This is a genomic window from Polynucleobacter sp. 73C-SIWE, from assembly GCF_018882465.1.
In the GTDB taxonomy this organism is placed as follows: domain Bacteria; phylum Pseudomonadota; class Gammaproteobacteria; order Burkholderiales; family Burkholderiaceae; genus Polynucleobacter.
The window spans coordinates 1,141,088-1,157,292 of record NZ_JACVOK010000001.1 but is presented as its reverse complement, the minus strand read 5'-3'; the positions used below and the strand labels follow the sequence as shown (position 1 = coordinate 1,157,292).

The 16,205-nt window shown below is 46.8% G+C and carries 11 protein-coding genes; 6 read left to right on the top strand and 5 right to left on the bottom strand.

Annotated features, from left to right (window positions below; all coding sequences use genetic code 11):
- Window position 1: 1 nt before the first annotated feature.
- Entirely contained in the window at window positions 2–1,765 is a 1,764-nt protein-coding gene (msbA, locus tag ICN17_RS05990) for a lipid A export permease/ATP-binding protein MsbA (RefSeq protein WP_216236559.1), read from the bottom strand.
- Window positions 1,766–1,775: 10 nt separating this feature from the next.
- Here msbA and ICN17_RS05985 point away from each other — a divergent pair, with 10 nt between their 5' ends.
- The 3 genes from ICN17_RS05985 to ICN17_RS05975 are packed head-to-tail and all read left to right on the top strand — an operon-like array spanning window position 1,776 to window position 4,488.
- Window positions 1,776–2,537 carry a glycosyltransferase family 2 protein gene (locus tag ICN17_RS05985; RefSeq protein ID WP_216236558.1) on the top strand — a complete coding sequence of 254 codons (762 nt, stop codon included), beginning with the start codon at window positions 1,776–1,778 and terminating at the stop codon, window positions 2,535–2,537.
- Window positions 2,534–3,313, top strand: a complete 780-nt coding sequence (locus ICN17_RS05980) for a glycosyltransferase family 2 protein (protein WP_216236557.1) — start codon at window positions 2,534–2,536, stop codon at window positions 3,311–3,313. The genes ICN17_RS05985 and ICN17_RS05980 overlap by 4 nt, the downstream gene beginning before the upstream one ends.
- Window positions 3,313–4,488 carry a glycosyltransferase family 9 protein gene (locus ICN17_RS05975; RefSeq protein WP_255538309.1) on the top strand — a complete coding sequence of 392 codons (1,176 nt, stop codon included), beginning with the start codon at window positions 3,313–3,315 and terminating at the stop codon, window positions 4,486–4,488. Before ICN17_RS05980 ends, ICN17_RS05975 begins: the two co-directional genes overlap by 1 nt.
- Here the strand turns inward: ICN17_RS05975 and dnaE are convergent.
- Window positions 4,485–8,102 carry a DNA polymerase III subunit alpha gene (gene dnaE, locus ICN17_RS05970; RefSeq protein WP_216236556.1) on the bottom strand — a complete coding sequence of 1,206 codons (3,618 nt, stop codon included), beginning with the start codon at window positions 8,100–8,102 and terminating at the stop codon, window positions 4,485–4,487. The genes ICN17_RS05975 and dnaE overlap by 4 nt on opposite strands.
- A gap of 3 nt (window positions 8,103–8,105) precedes the next feature.
- On the opposite strand from dnaE, the gene gluQRS reads away from it, so the two are divergent.
- Complete coding sequence (gene gluQRS / locus ICN17_RS05965) at window positions 8,106–9,053, top strand: tRNA glutamyl-Q(34) synthetase GluQRS (protein ID WP_216236555.1); 948 nt, start codon at window positions 8,106–8,108, stop codon at window positions 9,051–9,053.
- 1 nt (window position 9,054) lies between these two features.
- Here the strand turns inward: gluQRS and ICN17_RS05960 are convergent, their stop codons facing one another.
- The 3 genes from ICN17_RS05960 to ICN17_RS05950 all read right to left on the bottom strand — a co-directional run bounded on the left by ICN17_RS05960 (window position 9,055) and on the right by ICN17_RS05950 (window position 12,241).
- Window positions 9,055–10,518: a DEAD/DEAH box helicase gene (locus ICN17_RS05960; protein ID WP_216236554.1), complete on the bottom strand. Its 1,464-nt coding sequence runs from the start codon at window positions 10,516–10,518 to the stop codon at window positions 9,055–9,057.
- 6 nt (window positions 10,519–10,524) lie between these two features.
- Window positions 10,525–10,932, bottom strand: coding sequence for a heme-binding protein (locus ICN17_RS05955; RefSeq protein WP_087908528.1), 408 nt, complete (start codon window positions 10,930–10,932; stop codon window positions 10,525–10,527).
- 124 nt (window positions 10,933–11,056) lie between these two features.
- Window positions 11,057–12,241, bottom strand: coding sequence for an alanine--glyoxylate aminotransferase family protein (locus ICN17_RS05950; RefSeq protein ID WP_216236553.1), 1,185 nt, complete (start codon window positions 12,239–12,241; stop codon window positions 11,057–11,059).
- 197 nt (window positions 12,242–12,438) lie between these two features.
- Here ICN17_RS05950 and ICN17_RS05945 point away from each other — a divergent pair, with 197 nt between their 5' ends.
- Window positions 12,439–13,128, top strand: coding sequence for a GntR family transcriptional regulator (locus tag ICN17_RS05945; RefSeq protein WP_216236552.1), 690 nt, complete (start codon window positions 12,439–12,441; stop codon window positions 13,126–13,128).
- Window positions 13,125–16,202, top strand: coding sequence for an FAD-binding and (Fe-S)-binding domain-containing protein (locus tag ICN17_RS05940; protein WP_216236551.1), 3,078 nt, complete (start codon window positions 13,125–13,127; stop codon window positions 16,200–16,202). Before ICN17_RS05945 ends, ICN17_RS05940 begins: the two co-directional genes overlap by 4 nt.
- The last annotated feature ends 3 nt before the right edge of the window (window positions 16,203–16,205 follow it).

Below are 16,205 nucleotides of genomic sequence, written 5' to 3'. Positions count from 1 at the left end.
CTTAAGCATTCGAGAACTGAATGCGATGTAGGTTAGCGTACAGACCATCTTTTTTAATCAGGTCTTCGTGCGATCCATTTTCGACGATTTGACCATGTTCTAGCACCACAATACGATCAGCGTGCTCAATCGTGGATAGGCGATGTGCAATCACCAGAGTCGTTCTACCAGCCATCAGTCGATCAAGCGCATCTTGCACCTGGCGCTCTGATTCTGAATCTAAGGCAGAGGTGGCTTCATCCAAAATTAAGATTGGGGCATTTTTGTATATAGCCCGAGCAATAGCCAGACGCTGACGTTGTCCGCCAGATAAACGATTGCCGTTATCACCAATCATCGAATCAATCCCCTCTGGTAATTCTTTAATCAGTGCACCTAGATTAGCTGCCTCTAAAGCTTCCATGGCTCGACCCCGATCAATTCCTTCTTTTCCAGTGGCACCATAGGCCACATTTGCAGCAATCGTATCGTTAAACAGAATCACATCCTGACTTACGAAAGCGATTTGCTTTCTGATATCGGCTAAGACAATATCCTCCAAGGGCATATCGTCCAGGAAAATATGTCCGCTACTGGGTTTATAGAATCGGGGCAGCAAATTGACTAAGGTGGATTTTCCGCCACCCGATGGACCAACAAATGCCACTACTTCACCAGGCTCAATAGTCAGATTAATTTTATTTAAGGCATCTTGTCGACCAGCCTCCTGTTCATATGAGAATCCAACATCCTCAAAACGAATCCTGCCCTTCGCTTTATCCAAGGACTTCATATTCTGTCGACGCTCTTCTGCTTCTTCAAAAGGCTCATCCATTAAGCCAAAAATCATTTCCGCTGCTGTTAAGCCACGTTGCAGTGGCTGATTGATATCAGCCAAGTGTTTTAATGGGGAAATTACTAACATCATTGCGGTAACAAAAGCTGCAAAGCCACCAACAGTCGTACCCTCTGTGGCTGATTGCATCAAAGCAATCACAAGCACTATAGACAAAGCCATCGAGGCAATGAGCTGAGTAATGGGCTGGTTCAAGCCACCTGCAACTGCGGACTTCAAAGCAAACTGGCGCAAGCGTTCGGCTTTCTCAAGAAAGCGACTCATCTCATACTGTTCGGCGCCATGAACCTTCATGATCTTGTAGCCAGCAGCTGCCTCTTCAACGATATAAGCCAAATCACTAGTTAAGACTTGCTGCTCTCGATTAAGTGAGCGCAAGCGCTTATTTATTTTGCTCATAATGAATGCAATCACTGGGAAGATAATTAAGACCACCATTGTCAACTGCCAGTTTAAATAAATCAGGTAACCCATCAAACCAATGACGGTAAGTGAATCACGTACCAAACTAATTAACATTCCCCCCATGATGGAAAGAACATTATTCACCTCGAAGACAACTGCATTGATTAAATTTGATGCTGAATTTTTTTGGAAAAAGGTAGTCTTCGCATGCAAAAGTGTATGAAACATTTGTTCACGCAAATTGAGTAAGACTGAATTAATTACGCGCGATAGCAAATAATTAGATAAGAATTGCGCCAAACTGCGTACCACCGCCAACCCAACCAAGAACAGTGGTACCTGCCAAAGCTTGCTATTCAGCTGACCTGTAAAGCCACGGTCAAGTAGTGGCTTCATTAAGGCAGGGATCGAGGTCTCAGTAGCAGCTACGACGGCCATAGCCACCAAAGACCCAATAATCAAGCCAATATGGGGTTTAAGGTAGGTAATTAAGCGATTTAGGGCGGTACGGTCTTGAGCATTCATATAATGAATTATGCCCACCTTATCAGTCATACTCATCACTCGCAATGAAGAGGCCAATTTGGACGATTGTCTAGCCTCCCTGGAAGGCATTGCCCAGCAGATCGTTGTGGTCGATACAGCCAGCTCTGACCGCACCCTAGAGATAGCCCAAAACTATGGGGCTACTATTGCCAGCCCACCCGATTGGCCTGGTTTTGGTCCCCAAAAGAACCGTGCTCTAGAGCTGGCTAACGGCGAATGGGTGCTCTCTTTAGATGCCGATGAAAGACTGACGCCCGCACTGAGATCGGAGATCTTGAGCGCTATCAACCATAGCGCTCACGTGAACTGTTTTGCCATTCCTCGCCTCTCTTGGTATTGCGGACGCTTTATTCGTCATTCTGGCTGGAGCCCTGATTACGTTGACCGCCTCTTTAAGCGCGGTACTGCCCGTTTCTCAGATGACTTAGTTCATGAACGTTTGATTCCGACAGGACAAGTTGCCAAACTAGAAAATCCGATGCTGCACTACAGCTTCATGAACTACTCTCAAGTTTTACAAAAGATTGATCGTTATTCCACCGCATCTGCAGAGCAGGCTTTTGCCAAGGGTAAAACGAGTAGCCCTTTAAAAGCAGTGCTTCATGGTTTCTGGGCATTCTTTCGGACTTATGTCATTCGTGCAGGCTTCTTAGATGGTGCCCAAGGATTTGCTCTAGCAATCTCGAATGGCCAAGGCACCTACTACCGTTATATCAAGTTGTGGCAACTCAATCAGGATGCTAGTAAATGATTTCGATTTTGTTGGCCACCTATAACTGGCCACAAGCACTTAAGCTATGCCTAGAGTCTCTTGCGACACAAACAGATCGCAACTTTGAAATCATCATTGCTGATGATGGCTCCACCGATAGCACCAAGCAGATTATCGAGCAATTCAAGTCCTCTACTACCATTCCAACAGAACATTTGTGGCAAGAGGATCAAGGATTTCGGAAAACGATCATCCTGAATCGTGCTATTAAAGCGGCACATGGCGACTATCTGGTATTTCTGGATGGTGATTGCATTGTGCAGCCAGATTTTGTAGCGCGCCATCGTGAGCTGGCACAAAAAGGATATTTAGTAACCGGCAGCCGAGTGCTTCTCAATGAAAAACTCACTCAAGAACTCATTACTTGGCCACATTGGGACTTTCAACGCTTTAGCTCTGGTCTTATACGCGAACGCCTCAGTGGTGGCATCAATAAATATTGGCCACTGAAGATCAAGTTTGGAAATGGCTCATGGCGAGACTACAAACAGTTTGTTTGGCGCCGTATTAAAGGCTGCAATATGGCTTGCTGGAAAGCAGATGCTGAGGCAATTAATGGTTTTGATGAAACGATGACGGGCTGGGGGCATGAGGATGCTGATTTTGTATTCCGCTTGCAACGTCACCATATCATTCGTAAATCAGGATCATGGGCAACAGAAGTATTACACCTCTTTCATAAAATTCATGATCAAAGCAATGCCGCCGAGAACGCCCGCCGAGTTCGCGAAAAGATTCTGGCAAAGGCGATGTAATGAGCTCCTCGAATATGAATGCCTTCTCAGATCTCAAGCCTAAAAAAGTATTGTTTATTGCTACTCGGCAAATTGGGGATGTGCTCGTTACTACCCCGCTCATTAGTAAGGCAAGAGAGTTATGGCCTGATGCTGAGTTTCACTTTCTGGGCTATCGCGGCAAACTCGATATGCTTTACGGCAATCCAGACATCAGTGAGATCATTGAAACCTCAGATCGTCCTGGTGTTGGAGAATATCTCTCTCTTTTTAATCGATTATTCCAGCGCTACGACTTAGCGTTCATGACCCAGCCTAGTGATCGCGCCTATCTTTATGGACTGATTGCTGCCTTCAGGAGAGTTGGGGTCTTGGGTGGACATCCCCAAGGTAAAGATATAGAAAATAAGTCCAAGAGAAGTAAAAGTGAGAAGCAGAACGCTTGGAAGAAATTCATCTGCATGAATACGGTGAATGTGGATTACTTTAATCAACATGTCATCGTAGAAAAACTCCGCTTACTCGACGTCTTCTTCAGAAACCCTCCTGCATTATTCAGCCAGTCGATTTCTGTAACGCCGCCTGCTGGTGAAGCGCTGGCTCCCGTAATTACGAACACCCTAGTGCAACCCTATGCCGTAGTTCACCCAGGGCCACTGACTGCGTATAAGCGCTGGCCTCTAGCGCACTGGCAACACCTCATTACCTGGCTTGTTAGTAAAGGGTTTCAGGTGGTATTAAGCGCCTCGCCTGCCAAGCAGGATATCCAACTCAATCACGACATTATCTCCCTCTTAAATGATGAGACTGCCGAAAAAGTTATTAATGCTGCAGGCAAGCTTTCGATTCCACAGGCTGGTACATTGCTGCGTGGTGCCGCACTGTATATTGGCGTTGATACCTCCATCACCCATTTAGCAGCAGCTTGTAATACGCCTACGATTACTTTATTTGGGGCAACGCCACCGACCAACTTTGGCCCATGGCCTAATGGCTTTATTGGGGAGCAACCATATCAATTACGCGCCCGCTCACAAACTGTTGGGAATGTCACGATCCTGCAAGGCCCAGGTGAATGCGTCCCTTGTCGCAAAGCAGGCTGTCTTGATCGCGCTGATAGTAATAGTGAATGCCTGGACTTATTAGAACCTGCTCAAGTCATTGCCGCGATTGAGCAAGCAATCAAACCAGCTTAGTGGTATTGAACCTGGACGGGGTCTTTTTGTTTAGATGCTAGTAGTTGATTGAGGCTATGCAAACAAGCGTCATCAGGATAAATACGCAACTCTTCTGGAAACTGCATCAAGCAAGCTCCGCCACTAGTAGTCACAGCAGCAGTCAACATCAAGCCCTTCACCCCATCATTCGAGCCTAACATTGGCGGTGGCGCCGCACCCATCTTTGGATCGCGTACGCGATTGGTCATTAAATAAGGTCCGATTTGACTACGCAGCATCTTGAGATCAATCGCAGAATCAATGCAGACATGTACATTGCGAGCAAAGCGCATGCGAGCACCGGTGATATCCATTACTGCCTCAGCAACCACCCGCACGCCACCTGAAAATTTATCTGGCGTGACATTTACCTTAGCAATCAGCATCTCATCTTCTTTTAGCCATGACCGATTCGGTTCGTACACCTCACTATAGAGCGTTACCTCAATCGCAGCACTGCCATCATCAATCGTTGCGATCATCATGCGACCACGCTGGCCCGTGAGCATGCGAGCTGAAGTAATAATGCCAGCAATTAACTGGTCCTTACCTTCAGTCACTTTAACTAAAGGCTGCCGTATGAAATGCGCCGTCTCATCACGATAGGCATCAAACATATGCCCCGTTAAGCAAAGTCCTAAAGCAGTCTTTTCTTCTTGGAGGCGTTTTTTCTCAGACCAAACGGGTTCACGTACTAGTTCAGGAAGGTGGCGATCTTCTTCTCCAGCGGCCTCAAACAAACTCACCTGATGAATGGAGGCTTCTGCTTGTTCTGCAGCCTCAATGGCTCTGGCTAATGAAGCGAGCAAAGTGGATCTAATGTCATAGAGATTGCCGCCCGCGGGAACTGCTTCACGATAGAGGCTATCAAATGCACCAGCACGCATCAGCGCTTCAATGGCACGACGATTAACCTGCCGGCGATCAACGCGTGCACAAAAATCAAACAGGTCTTTAAATGGTCCGCCACTCTCACGGGCTTTGACAATCGCCTCAATCGCAGCTTCACCAGTACCCCTAACGGCACCCAGACCGTAACGAATATGACTAATCGTTGAATCAGGTACTGCATCAGGTGCACGCAATGGAGTGAAGTCGTATACGCCGGTATTGATATCGGGTGAGAACACTCGAATCTGATTTGCCAAACAATCGTCATACAGAATCTTCACCTTATCAGTGTCATCCATCGCGAGCGATAAGTTGGCCGCCATAAATTCTGCTGGATAGTAGGCTTTAAGCCAAGCAGTTTGATAAGCTAAGAGTGCGTATGCAGCAGCATGGGATTTATTAAATCCGTAACCCGCAAAACGCTCCATCAAATCATAGATCTCATTAGCCTTACCTTCGCTAATGCCACCTGCTTTGGCACCATCACTAAAGATCTTGCGATGCTGCGCCATCTCTTCAGGCTTTTTCTTACCCATCGCACGGCGCAACATATCAGCACCACCCAATGAGTAGCCACCAATCATCTGCGCCATCTGCATCACCTGCTCTTGATAGACCATGATGCCGTAGGTTTCGCGCAGAACTGGCTCAATTCGGGGATCTGGATACTCTACTTTTTGACGCCCGTGCTTACGCTCAATAAAGTCCGGAATCAGGTCCATTGGGCCCGGGCGATATAAAGCCACCAAAGCAATAATGTCCTCAAAGCGGTCAGGCTTGGCTTCCCTTAGCATGCCTTGCATGCCGCGACTTTCTAGCTGGAATACAGCAACGGTATTGGCTTTCTTGAGAACATCAAAGGCTTTCTCATCATCAAGTGCAATATCGCTAATACTCCAATCCTTACGATCTGCATGTAGCGCTTTAATCCAGCGCTCTGCTGCGGCCAAGATAGTGAGCGTGGTCAAACCCAAGAAGTCAAACTTCACCAAGCCAATTGCTTCTACGTCATCTTTATCAAACTGGCTAATTACGGAGCTACTATCTTGATCTTTACTCTCTTGTGTATAGAGTGGACAAAAATCAGTTAAGCGTCCTGGAGCAATCAACACGCCGCCAGCATGCATGCCGACGTTGCGGGTCATGCCCTCTAATTGTTGTGCCAGTGAAAGCAACTGACGCACTTCATCTTCGTTTTTCTCGCGCTCGGCTAATTGCTTTTCTTCTTTCTTGGCTATTTCGATCGTCATATACTGGCCTGGCTTGTTTGGAACAAGTTTGGCAATGCCATCTACGAAGTTATAGCCCTGCTCCAATACACGTCCTACATCGCGAATTGCTGCTCGCGCTGCCATCGTGCCAAAGGTAGCAATCTGACTCACGGCATCTTTGCCGTATTTATCCTTAACGTACTGAATCACACGGTCACGACCGTGTTGGCAGAAGTCGATATCAAAGTCAGGCATTGATACCCGCTCTGGATTTAAGAAGCGTTCAAAGAGCAAGTTGTAGCGCAGTGGATCAAGGTCAGTAATACCCAATGAGTAAGCTACTAAAGAACCTGCACCAGATCCACGACCAGGACCAACTGGTACACCATTATTTTTAGCCCAGTTAATGAAGTCCGCCACGATCAAAAAGTAGCCCGGAAATCCCATTTGAGAAATCGTTTTCACCTCAAACACTAAACGCTCGTGATAGCGCGACATTTCTTTGGCACGCTCTTGGGCATCTGGGAAGTTGCGCTCCATATGACGCTCAAGCCCAACTTCAGATTGAGCCATTAAATATTCATCAAGCGTAATACCTGGAGGTGTAGGGAAGTCTGGCAGGCGTGGCTGCCCAAGGACAAGGGATAAGTTACAACGCTTAGCAATTTCGACGGAGTTTGCGATTGCAACTGGTAAATCTACAAAACGCTTTTCCATCTCTGCTTGCGTTAAGAAGTATTGCTCGTCATTAAATTTCTTAGCGCGCCTAGGATTACCTAATAACTCACCTTCAGCAATACACACCCTTGCCTCATGGGCTGTGAAATCGCTCTTTTGCATGAACTGCACAGGATGAGTCGCTACTATAGGTAGCTTCAGCTCACTGGCTAAGTGGCAGGCTAACTGGAGCTGCTTCTCGTCTTGCTGATGACCGCCACGCTGTACTTCAAGATAAAAAGAATTCGGGAATAACTTGTCATAACGCCTTGCCGCAATTTTGGCTTGATCATCTTGGCCTGCCAGCAATGCACTACCTACTTCACCCTGGCGCGCACCTGAAAGTGCAATCAATCCATGTGCAAGGGTTTTCTTAGCTTTCTTATCTTCTGCTTTTGCAGCAGGCTCACTAAACCAAGCGGAGTCAACTTCAGCACGACCGCGGGATTGGTTATCTAAGGAAGCTCTGCTCAGTAACTCACACAAATTCAGATAGCCAGAATGGTTCTGCACTAAAAGCAATAAACGATGAGGCTGATCTGGATCTTGGGGGTTACTCACCCAAACATCAGCACCCGCAATAGGCTTAATCCCGCTAGATCGAGCTGCGGTATAAAAGCGGACCAAACCAAATAAATTACTGAGGTCGGTCAGGGCTAAGGCACCCATTTCATCTTTGACGGCCGCAGCGACTGCATCATCAATACGAACGACTCCATCCGTAATCGAAAACTCGGAATGAAGGCGAAGATGAACAAAACGGGGTGAAGCCATGAGATGATTTTAGCTGTGTCTACTTTGAAAAACCCCTCATCCCCAGCCGACGGCTACCGCGGACGATTTGCCCCCTCACCCACCGGTCCGCTCCATGCCGGATCAATGGTTGCAGCCCTAGGAAGCTGGTTAGACGCCCGTAAAAATAGGGGTAAATGGCTGCTCAGAATAGAGGATTTAGATACCCCGCGCTGCGTCCCTGGAGCAGACCAGCAAATTCAGGCGCAACTGCTTGCGTGCGGGCTTACTTGGGATGAAGAGCTCACCTACCAATCGCAGCGCCAAAGCCATTACCAAGAGGCTTTAAAGCGCTTAAATGCGCTCAAATTGCTCTACCCCTGCACCTGCTCTAGGCAGGCTATTGCCAACACCCTAGCGAATCTTGGTATTGAAACTCCCCGCAACCAAGAAATGGTCTATCCGGGAACTTGTAGGCCAAATCCGCAGAACATTCATTCGCCAGAATTGCTAAAAACATCCAAAGTCGCCTGGAGGCTCGCACTCCCCCCAAATTGCCATATTGAGTTTGAGGATTTAGCGCTAGGTCATCAAGACCAAAACCTGAATACAGAAGTGGGTGATTTTGTTCTGCGCAGAAACGATAGCATCTTCACATATCAACTTGCAGTCGTAGTAGATGATGCTTTAGAAGGAATCACCCATATTGTGCGTGGCGCTGATTTACTCAGCAATACTGCAAGGCAAATTCATCTGCAAAAGGTATTGGATTATGAAACCCCACAATACCTTCACCTGCCTCTAGTACTCGATGAGCATGGCGAGAAATTGAGCAAGCAAACTTTAGCAACGCAAATCAATACTCAAGATGAAAAACACTCCCTCGCAGAACTACGCAAAGCAGCACAGCATTTGGGATTGAAACATTTGCCTGATGGTGAAAGCATCACCATTGCAGAGTGGCTCTTAGCGGCCACTCGTGCCTGGCGCTGAATTACTTCTTTTTAAAGCCACCCAGTAAAGCCCCAACTGCAGGCTTGGCGGGCGTAATGCCCACTTTTTTCTCTTCAGGTTTTGCGCCCTCAGCTACTGCTGGTGCAGCGCTTGGCTCGTATGGCTTGTAGAAGAATGGGTCAGACATTTTCGCTGAAGCAGTATTGGATGAAGAGCTAACAGATGAATAATTCGATACTCTACTTTGTGAAGGAGCGCCTTCTGGCAAAGGTTTGATATCGAGCTTACGCTTCATCAATTTTTCGATATCGTCGAGCAAGCGCTTTTCACTTGCATCTACCAAAGCAATCGCATCACCTGTACTACCAGCGCGGCCTGTACGACCAATGCGGTGAATAAAGTCTTCTGCGTTGTATGGCAATTCGTGATTAATCACACATGGCATATCAGGAATATCCAAGCCACGAGCCGCTACATCAGTTGCAACTAAGGCTTCAATTACTCCGGATTTAAATGCATCTAATGTAAGAGTGCGCTCACCCTGACTCTTGTCGCCATGAATCGCACCTGCTTTAATGCCATCCCGTTCGAGTGCACGAGATAACCTGGCACAGCCCAAACGACTGTTAGTAAAGATGATGCATTGACGCGATAACCCTTTACGTGTGCGCTCTTCTAACACCTTCACAATCGCGCGTTGCTTATCAGCTGAAGCCACCATATGTACTACTTGCTTGACCGTATCCGCTGCAGCGTTCTGACGTGCTACTTCAACAGTAACCGGAGTACGCAAATAGCTTTGTGCGAGTTTTTTAATTTCCGGGGAGAAGGTTGCCGAGAACAATAGAGTTTGTCTTTGCGCCGGAATCAAATTAATGATGCGCTGGAGATCAGGCAAGAAACCCATATCCAGCATGCGGTCTGCTTCATCTAAGACCAATATCTCCACTTGGGATAGGTTGGCGACTTTTGAACCAATGTGATCCAGTAAGCGGCCTGGGGTTGCAATCAAGATCTCAAGGCCATTACGCAAAATCCCAACTTGCTCTTTCATATCCACGCCGCCGTAGACAACAGCAGCGCGTAAATCGGTATGCTTGGAATAACTCGCTGCGTTCTCAGCCACTTGCACTGCCAACTCTCGGGTTGGCGTCAGCACCAAGGCACGAATTGGATGGCGTGCAGGTGAAGCGCTATTGCTAGCGTGACGCAAAATCTTTTGAATGATAGGTAAGACAAAGGCAGCAGTTTTACCAGTGCCAGTTTGAGCAGCACCCATCAAATCACTGCCTGCTAACACATGCGGAATAGATTGCGCTTGAATCGGCGTAGGGATGGTGTAGCCCTGCTCGAGTACCGCCTTTTGAATCTTTGGATCTAAACCAAAATCAGCAAAGGTAATTGTTGCTGGAGGTGTAGCAGCAGGAACCGCGCTAGAGTCACTAGTAGCGACTGTGTTGTCAGCCCCTGTAGCAGAAGTTATTTCAGTTTCAGTATTTATCAAGGTAACTTACAGAATGGCTGCGATACCGGCCTTAGCGGTTTCAGCATCTTCAGCCGATTTAACGCCGGAAACGCCGACTGCGCCGATGGTAAACCCGTTTACCTCGATATTGACGCCACCTTCTAACATGCCTGATACGTGTGGGGCAGATAAGAAAGCATGACGTCCGTTATTAATAATTTCTTCGTAAACACGTGTCTCACGTTTACCCATTGCAGCAGTGCGTGCTTTTTCTTGAGCGATGTAAGAAGACAAAGGTGCGCAACCATCGCGACGAATTAAACCCAACATATGACCACCCTCATCACATACGGCAATCGTCACTGCCAAATTATTTTTAGCAGCGTGTTGATCAGCTGCATTCAAAATCTTTTGAACATCAGCTTGAGTTAAGAATGGTTTAGTAGCTAACATGTTTAATCTTTCTGTCTCGAATATGGTGTATTGAATTCATGCACTTCTATATAAGTACTTGAATTATAAGGGGTGTAGCTCGATTAACCCTGAGGAATCCAGCTACACCCACCCTAAATGCCTCTTATTTGAGGAACTCTTGCGCAGCCACTACTCCGCTTGCCTTCGGTTTAAAGCCCATAGAGCCCAAACTCATCTCGACGCCGCTTAATGCCGCCATGAGATTGAGCTCATTACAGTCACCCAAATGGCCAATACGGAATGCCTTACCTTTGATCTTGCCAAGGCCAGTACCTAATGACAGATTGAACTTCTCCAAAGCATGTTTACGCAACACATCTGCATCCATGCCTTCTGGTGTAGCGATACAAGTGAGCACTGGTGAATAGCAATCAGTGTCCTGACACTGGATCTCTAAGCCCCAAGCTTTCACTGCTTCACGACATGCTGCAGCTAAACGCTGATGACGCGCAAAAATTGTATCGAGACCTTCAGCCAACATCATGTCCATGGCTTCATGCAATCCATACATGAGATTGGTGCTTGGTGTTGTAGGCCAGTAACCATTTTTATTGGATTCGAGAATTTCATCCCAAGCCCAATATGCTTTATGCATTTTGTTTGATTTGCTTACTTCAATTGCTCTTGGTGACAGAGCGTTAAAGCCAATACCAGGAGGCAACATCAGGCCTTTTTGTGAGCCAGAGATGGTGACGTCAGCACCCCACTTGTCATGCTCATAGTCCGCAGAGCCCAAGCCAGATACACTATCTACTAAGAGTAACGCTGGATGCTTGAGTGAATCAATGGCTTTGCGAACATTAGCAATGTTTGAAGTAACGCCTGTAGAAGTTTCGTTATGTACGACGCACACTGCTTTGATCTCATGACCAGCGTCTTTGCGTAAACGCTCTTCAATCACTGAAGCATCGACACCCCAACGCCAAGAATCTTGTCCAGCTTTACCAACTACTTCAACATCGAGACCAAGACGCTTACCAAGAGCACGCCACAAGTTAGCAAACTGGCCTGTCTCATAAAAGAGTACCTTATCACCAGGATTGAGTACGTTAACTAATGCACCTTCCCAAGAACCTGTTCCGGAAGCGGAATAAATAATCACTGGATGCTCAGTCTTAAAGATCTTCTTGATGCCGTCCAAAACCTTCAGACCGAATACACCAAACTCAGGGCCGCGATGGTCAATCGTTTGATAGCTAATTGCGCGTAATACGCGTGGCGGAACTGGACTTGGGCCAGGAATATGTAAGAAATGGCGTCCAGATGCGTGGTTATCGAGTTTGAGCATGTTTTGTCTCGCTGGTTTTAGGTTGAATAATCCCTCCAGTGTAAGACAATTTTTGCCAATTTTCTATTTTGTATACAAAATATTTACAGAAAACCTTAAAATAAAGCCTTTATTTAGCCTTAAAAGCCTATATTTATGCTTTATGATGGCTTATTGACGTTTTTGTATACAAATTTAGGGTCTAGGAAATTAATGCCATGAAGGCAATTGAACAACCTCATTCGCAGAACTTGCATGAAGCGATCTTCCAAAAGCTCAGACTGCTGTTGGTGGAAGGCAAGATTGCACCTGGCAGCAAACTCAATGAGCGGGAACTCGCTGAAAGCTTGAACGTTTCTCGTACTCCGATTCGGGAAGCAATTCGTCGCTTAGCGGCAGATGGCCTAGTCGAACTGATTGCGAATCGTGGTGCAATTGCAGTGCAACTCAGTCTCGAGGATGTGATTAACACTTTTAATGTGATTGCAGACCTGGAAGGATTTTCGGGTGAGTTAGCCGTAAACAATATCAGTGATACCACCCTCTCAGAATTAGAAGCCCTCCAATATGAAATGATGGCTTCGTATGCGCGCCGTGATTTGTCCACTTATTACAAACTCAATTTGCGTATTCATCACCTGATTAATCAAGCAGCCAATAATCCAGTGCTCACCCAACTCTTTTCACAGGTAAATGCGCGTATTGAAGCATTGCGCTTTCGATCCAATCAAGACGGCGTCAAATGGGAGAAGGCAGTTGAAGAGCACCAAGAGATGCTCGATGCCCTCAAAGCCAGAGACAGCGCCCGCATGCGTAAGATTATGATCCAGCACGTTCACAATAAACGGGATGTTGTGGTCCAACTGCTTAATGCGGAAGCCATAACTACAGCAGAGGCAGTCAAATGAACAAACCCCTTGACCTTAAAGAGCTGATGGTAGACCAGGCGCAATTAGCGAAACGCTTACGCCAAGAAACTTCTGGCGATGTCATGACCGATAGTGCTAGTCGTGGTCGTTATGCTACTGATGCTTCTATTTATCAAGCGATGCCAGTCGCAGTATTTATTCCGAAGACTGCGCAAGATATTTCGAGCGCTATTCAGATAGCAGCAGAACTGGGTGTACCCGTTCTTCCACGCGGCGGCGGTACTAGTCAGTGCGGTCAAACCACTGGCGCAGCTTTAGTGATTGATAACACTAAATATTTCAGAAACGTTCTTAATCTCAATCTAGATAAAGGCTATGTCGAAGTGGAGCCAGGCATTGTGCTCGATCACCTCAATAGCTCACTAAAACAACATGGTCTTTGGTATCCAGTAGACGTATCGACTGCTGGGCAAGCAACGATTGGCGGCATGGCCGGTAATAACTCCTGTGGTAGTCGCTCGATCGCTTACGGCAATATGGTGCATAACGTTTTAGGAATCAATGCCTGGCTTGCCAATGGTCAGGTTGGTGAGTTTGCCAATTATGCGAATAGCTCTGGGGTTGCTAAAGAGCTTGGCAGCTTTGTTAAAGATCTGGCCTATACCCTCAAGCCTGAGATTGAAGCACGCTTTCCGAAAGTTCTAAGGCGTGTTGCAGGCTACAACCTCGATATCTTCCATCCTCAAAGTGAATTACCTTACACCCAAGATGGCAGCGTGAACTTAGCACATCTATTAGTGGGTAGCGAAGGAACACTAGCCTATTTCAAATCCCTCAAACTCAAATTAGCACCACTGCCACAACATAAAGTGTTGGGTATTGTGAACTTTGCCAGCTTTTATAAGGCAATGGATAGTGCTCAGCATATTGTCAAACTGGGCCCTACCGCGGTTGAGTTAGTTGATCGGACCATGATTGATCTTGCCCGCAGCAATCCTAGCTTTAAGAAAACTATCGAGACTGCACTAATTGATCACACGGCACAAACTCCAGAAGCCATTCTGCTGGTAGAGTTTTCTGGTGAAGCGCATGCACCGCTACTCGATAAACTCAAATCCTTGCAAGAGCTGATGAGCGACTTAGGTTTACCAGGTTCAGTAGTGGCGATGCCAGATGCAGCCTTGCAAAAGAATTTATGGGAAGTACGCAAAGCAGGTTTGAACATCATGATGAGCCTTAAAGGTGATGGCAAGCCAGTGAGCTTTATTGAAGACTGCGCTGTACCGCTAGAGAGTTTGGCTGATTACACTCAGGCTTTAACGGATGTCTTTGCTAAATATGGATCACGCGGCACTTGGTATGCCCATGCTTCAGTAGGAACCTTGCATGTGCGCCCTATTTTGGATATGCGCAGAGACGGCGCCCAGAAGATGCGTGCTGTAGCAGAAGAGGCCTCAGAATTAGTCCGTAAGTACAAAGGTGCTTATAGCGGTGAGCATGGCGATGGTCTGTGTCGCGGCGAGTGGATCTCTTGGCAGTTTGGCCCTACGATTACTGAAGCACTCTCTGAGATCAAGCATGCATTTGATCCTAAGGGATTGTTTAATCCCGGCAAGATTGTGAATCCACCGAAGATGGATGACTCCATCAACTTTAGATTTCCGCCGAACTATAAAGTCATTCCTTTGCAGCCTGCATTAGATTGGTCTGCCTGGAACGTGCAGAACGATCCTGTTACAGAAGAAACGACCGCGCCTGGCACCGGCGGTGATCCAGCAATGGGCCTGGCTAAAGCCGTGGAGATGTGCAATAACAATGGTCATTGCCGCAAGTTTGATGCTGAAGTAATGTGCCCAAGTTATCGCGTCACTCGGGATGAGAAGCATCTCACCAGAGGAAGAGCGAATACTTTGCGTCTGGCACTATCCAATCAACTCGATCTTCAGAGTGGGGCATCAACACAAACCTCCCCACTAGCCAGCGATGCTATTAAAGAAGTGATGGAGCTTTGCGTCAGCTGTAAAGCCTGTCGTCGTGAGTGCCCTACTGGCGTAGACATGGCCAAGATGAAGATAGAGTTCTTATCAGCGTATAAGAAACGGGTAGGTCACTCTTTGCGAGATCTTGCAGTAGCTTATCTACCAAAATATGCTCCTACGATTAGTAATATTCCATTATTGCCAGCACTCTTGAATCTACGTAATCACCTTGCACCAGTAGCAAAGCTGCAAGAGTGGATCATGGGCATCTCCGCGCAGAGGAGCTTGCCGATCTGGAAGAGTAGAACTTTCTGGAACCAGAAAGCAGCACAAAAGTATCAGTTCACACCAGAAGAATTAACGCAAGATAGCAATAGCAAAGGCGTAGTCTTGCTTGCTGATACTTTTAATGCCTATTTTGAGGATGAAAATCTCCAGGCCGCACTGAAAGTTCTCAAAGCAGCAGGTTACCGGGTACATATTCCGAATAAGAGCAGCGGTAAGGCAAAAGCAACAGACAATGCCTGCTCTAAAGAGTTTTGTTGTGGCAGAACCTATCTTGCTGCGGGCATGGTAGATAAAGCCAAAGAAACTCTTGGTGAATTAGTCGATCATCTTGCGCCTTATGCGCAAAAGCACATTCCAATTATTGGCTTAGAACCTTCCTGCCTCTTCACTCTCAAGGATGAAGCTCTAGTGATGGGCTTTGGCGACAAGGCTATCAGCGTTTCTAAACAGGCCCAACTCTTAGAAGAGTTTTTAGCAAGTGAAGTTAAGGCAGGAACTCTCAAACTGAATCTTAAGGAGGCTAGCAAGCCAGTACTCTTTCATGGTCACTGTCATCAGAAGTCTTTTGCTGCCGTTACGCCTGCCATGGAATTACTCAAACTCATTCCTAAGGCAGAGCCTAAGTTAATTGAATCTTCTTGCTGCGGTATGGCAGGTAGTTTTGGCTATGAGGCTGAGCACATCCAAGTATCTAAACAAATGGCTGAACTCAGTCTATTGCCTAGTATTCGTAAATCACCCGATAGCTGGGTGGTAGCGGATGGTACGAGTTGTCGCCATCAAATTGCGGATGGCACTCAAAGAGAAGCGGTACACATTGCCAGAATTCTGGCAGCGCACCTATAAAGA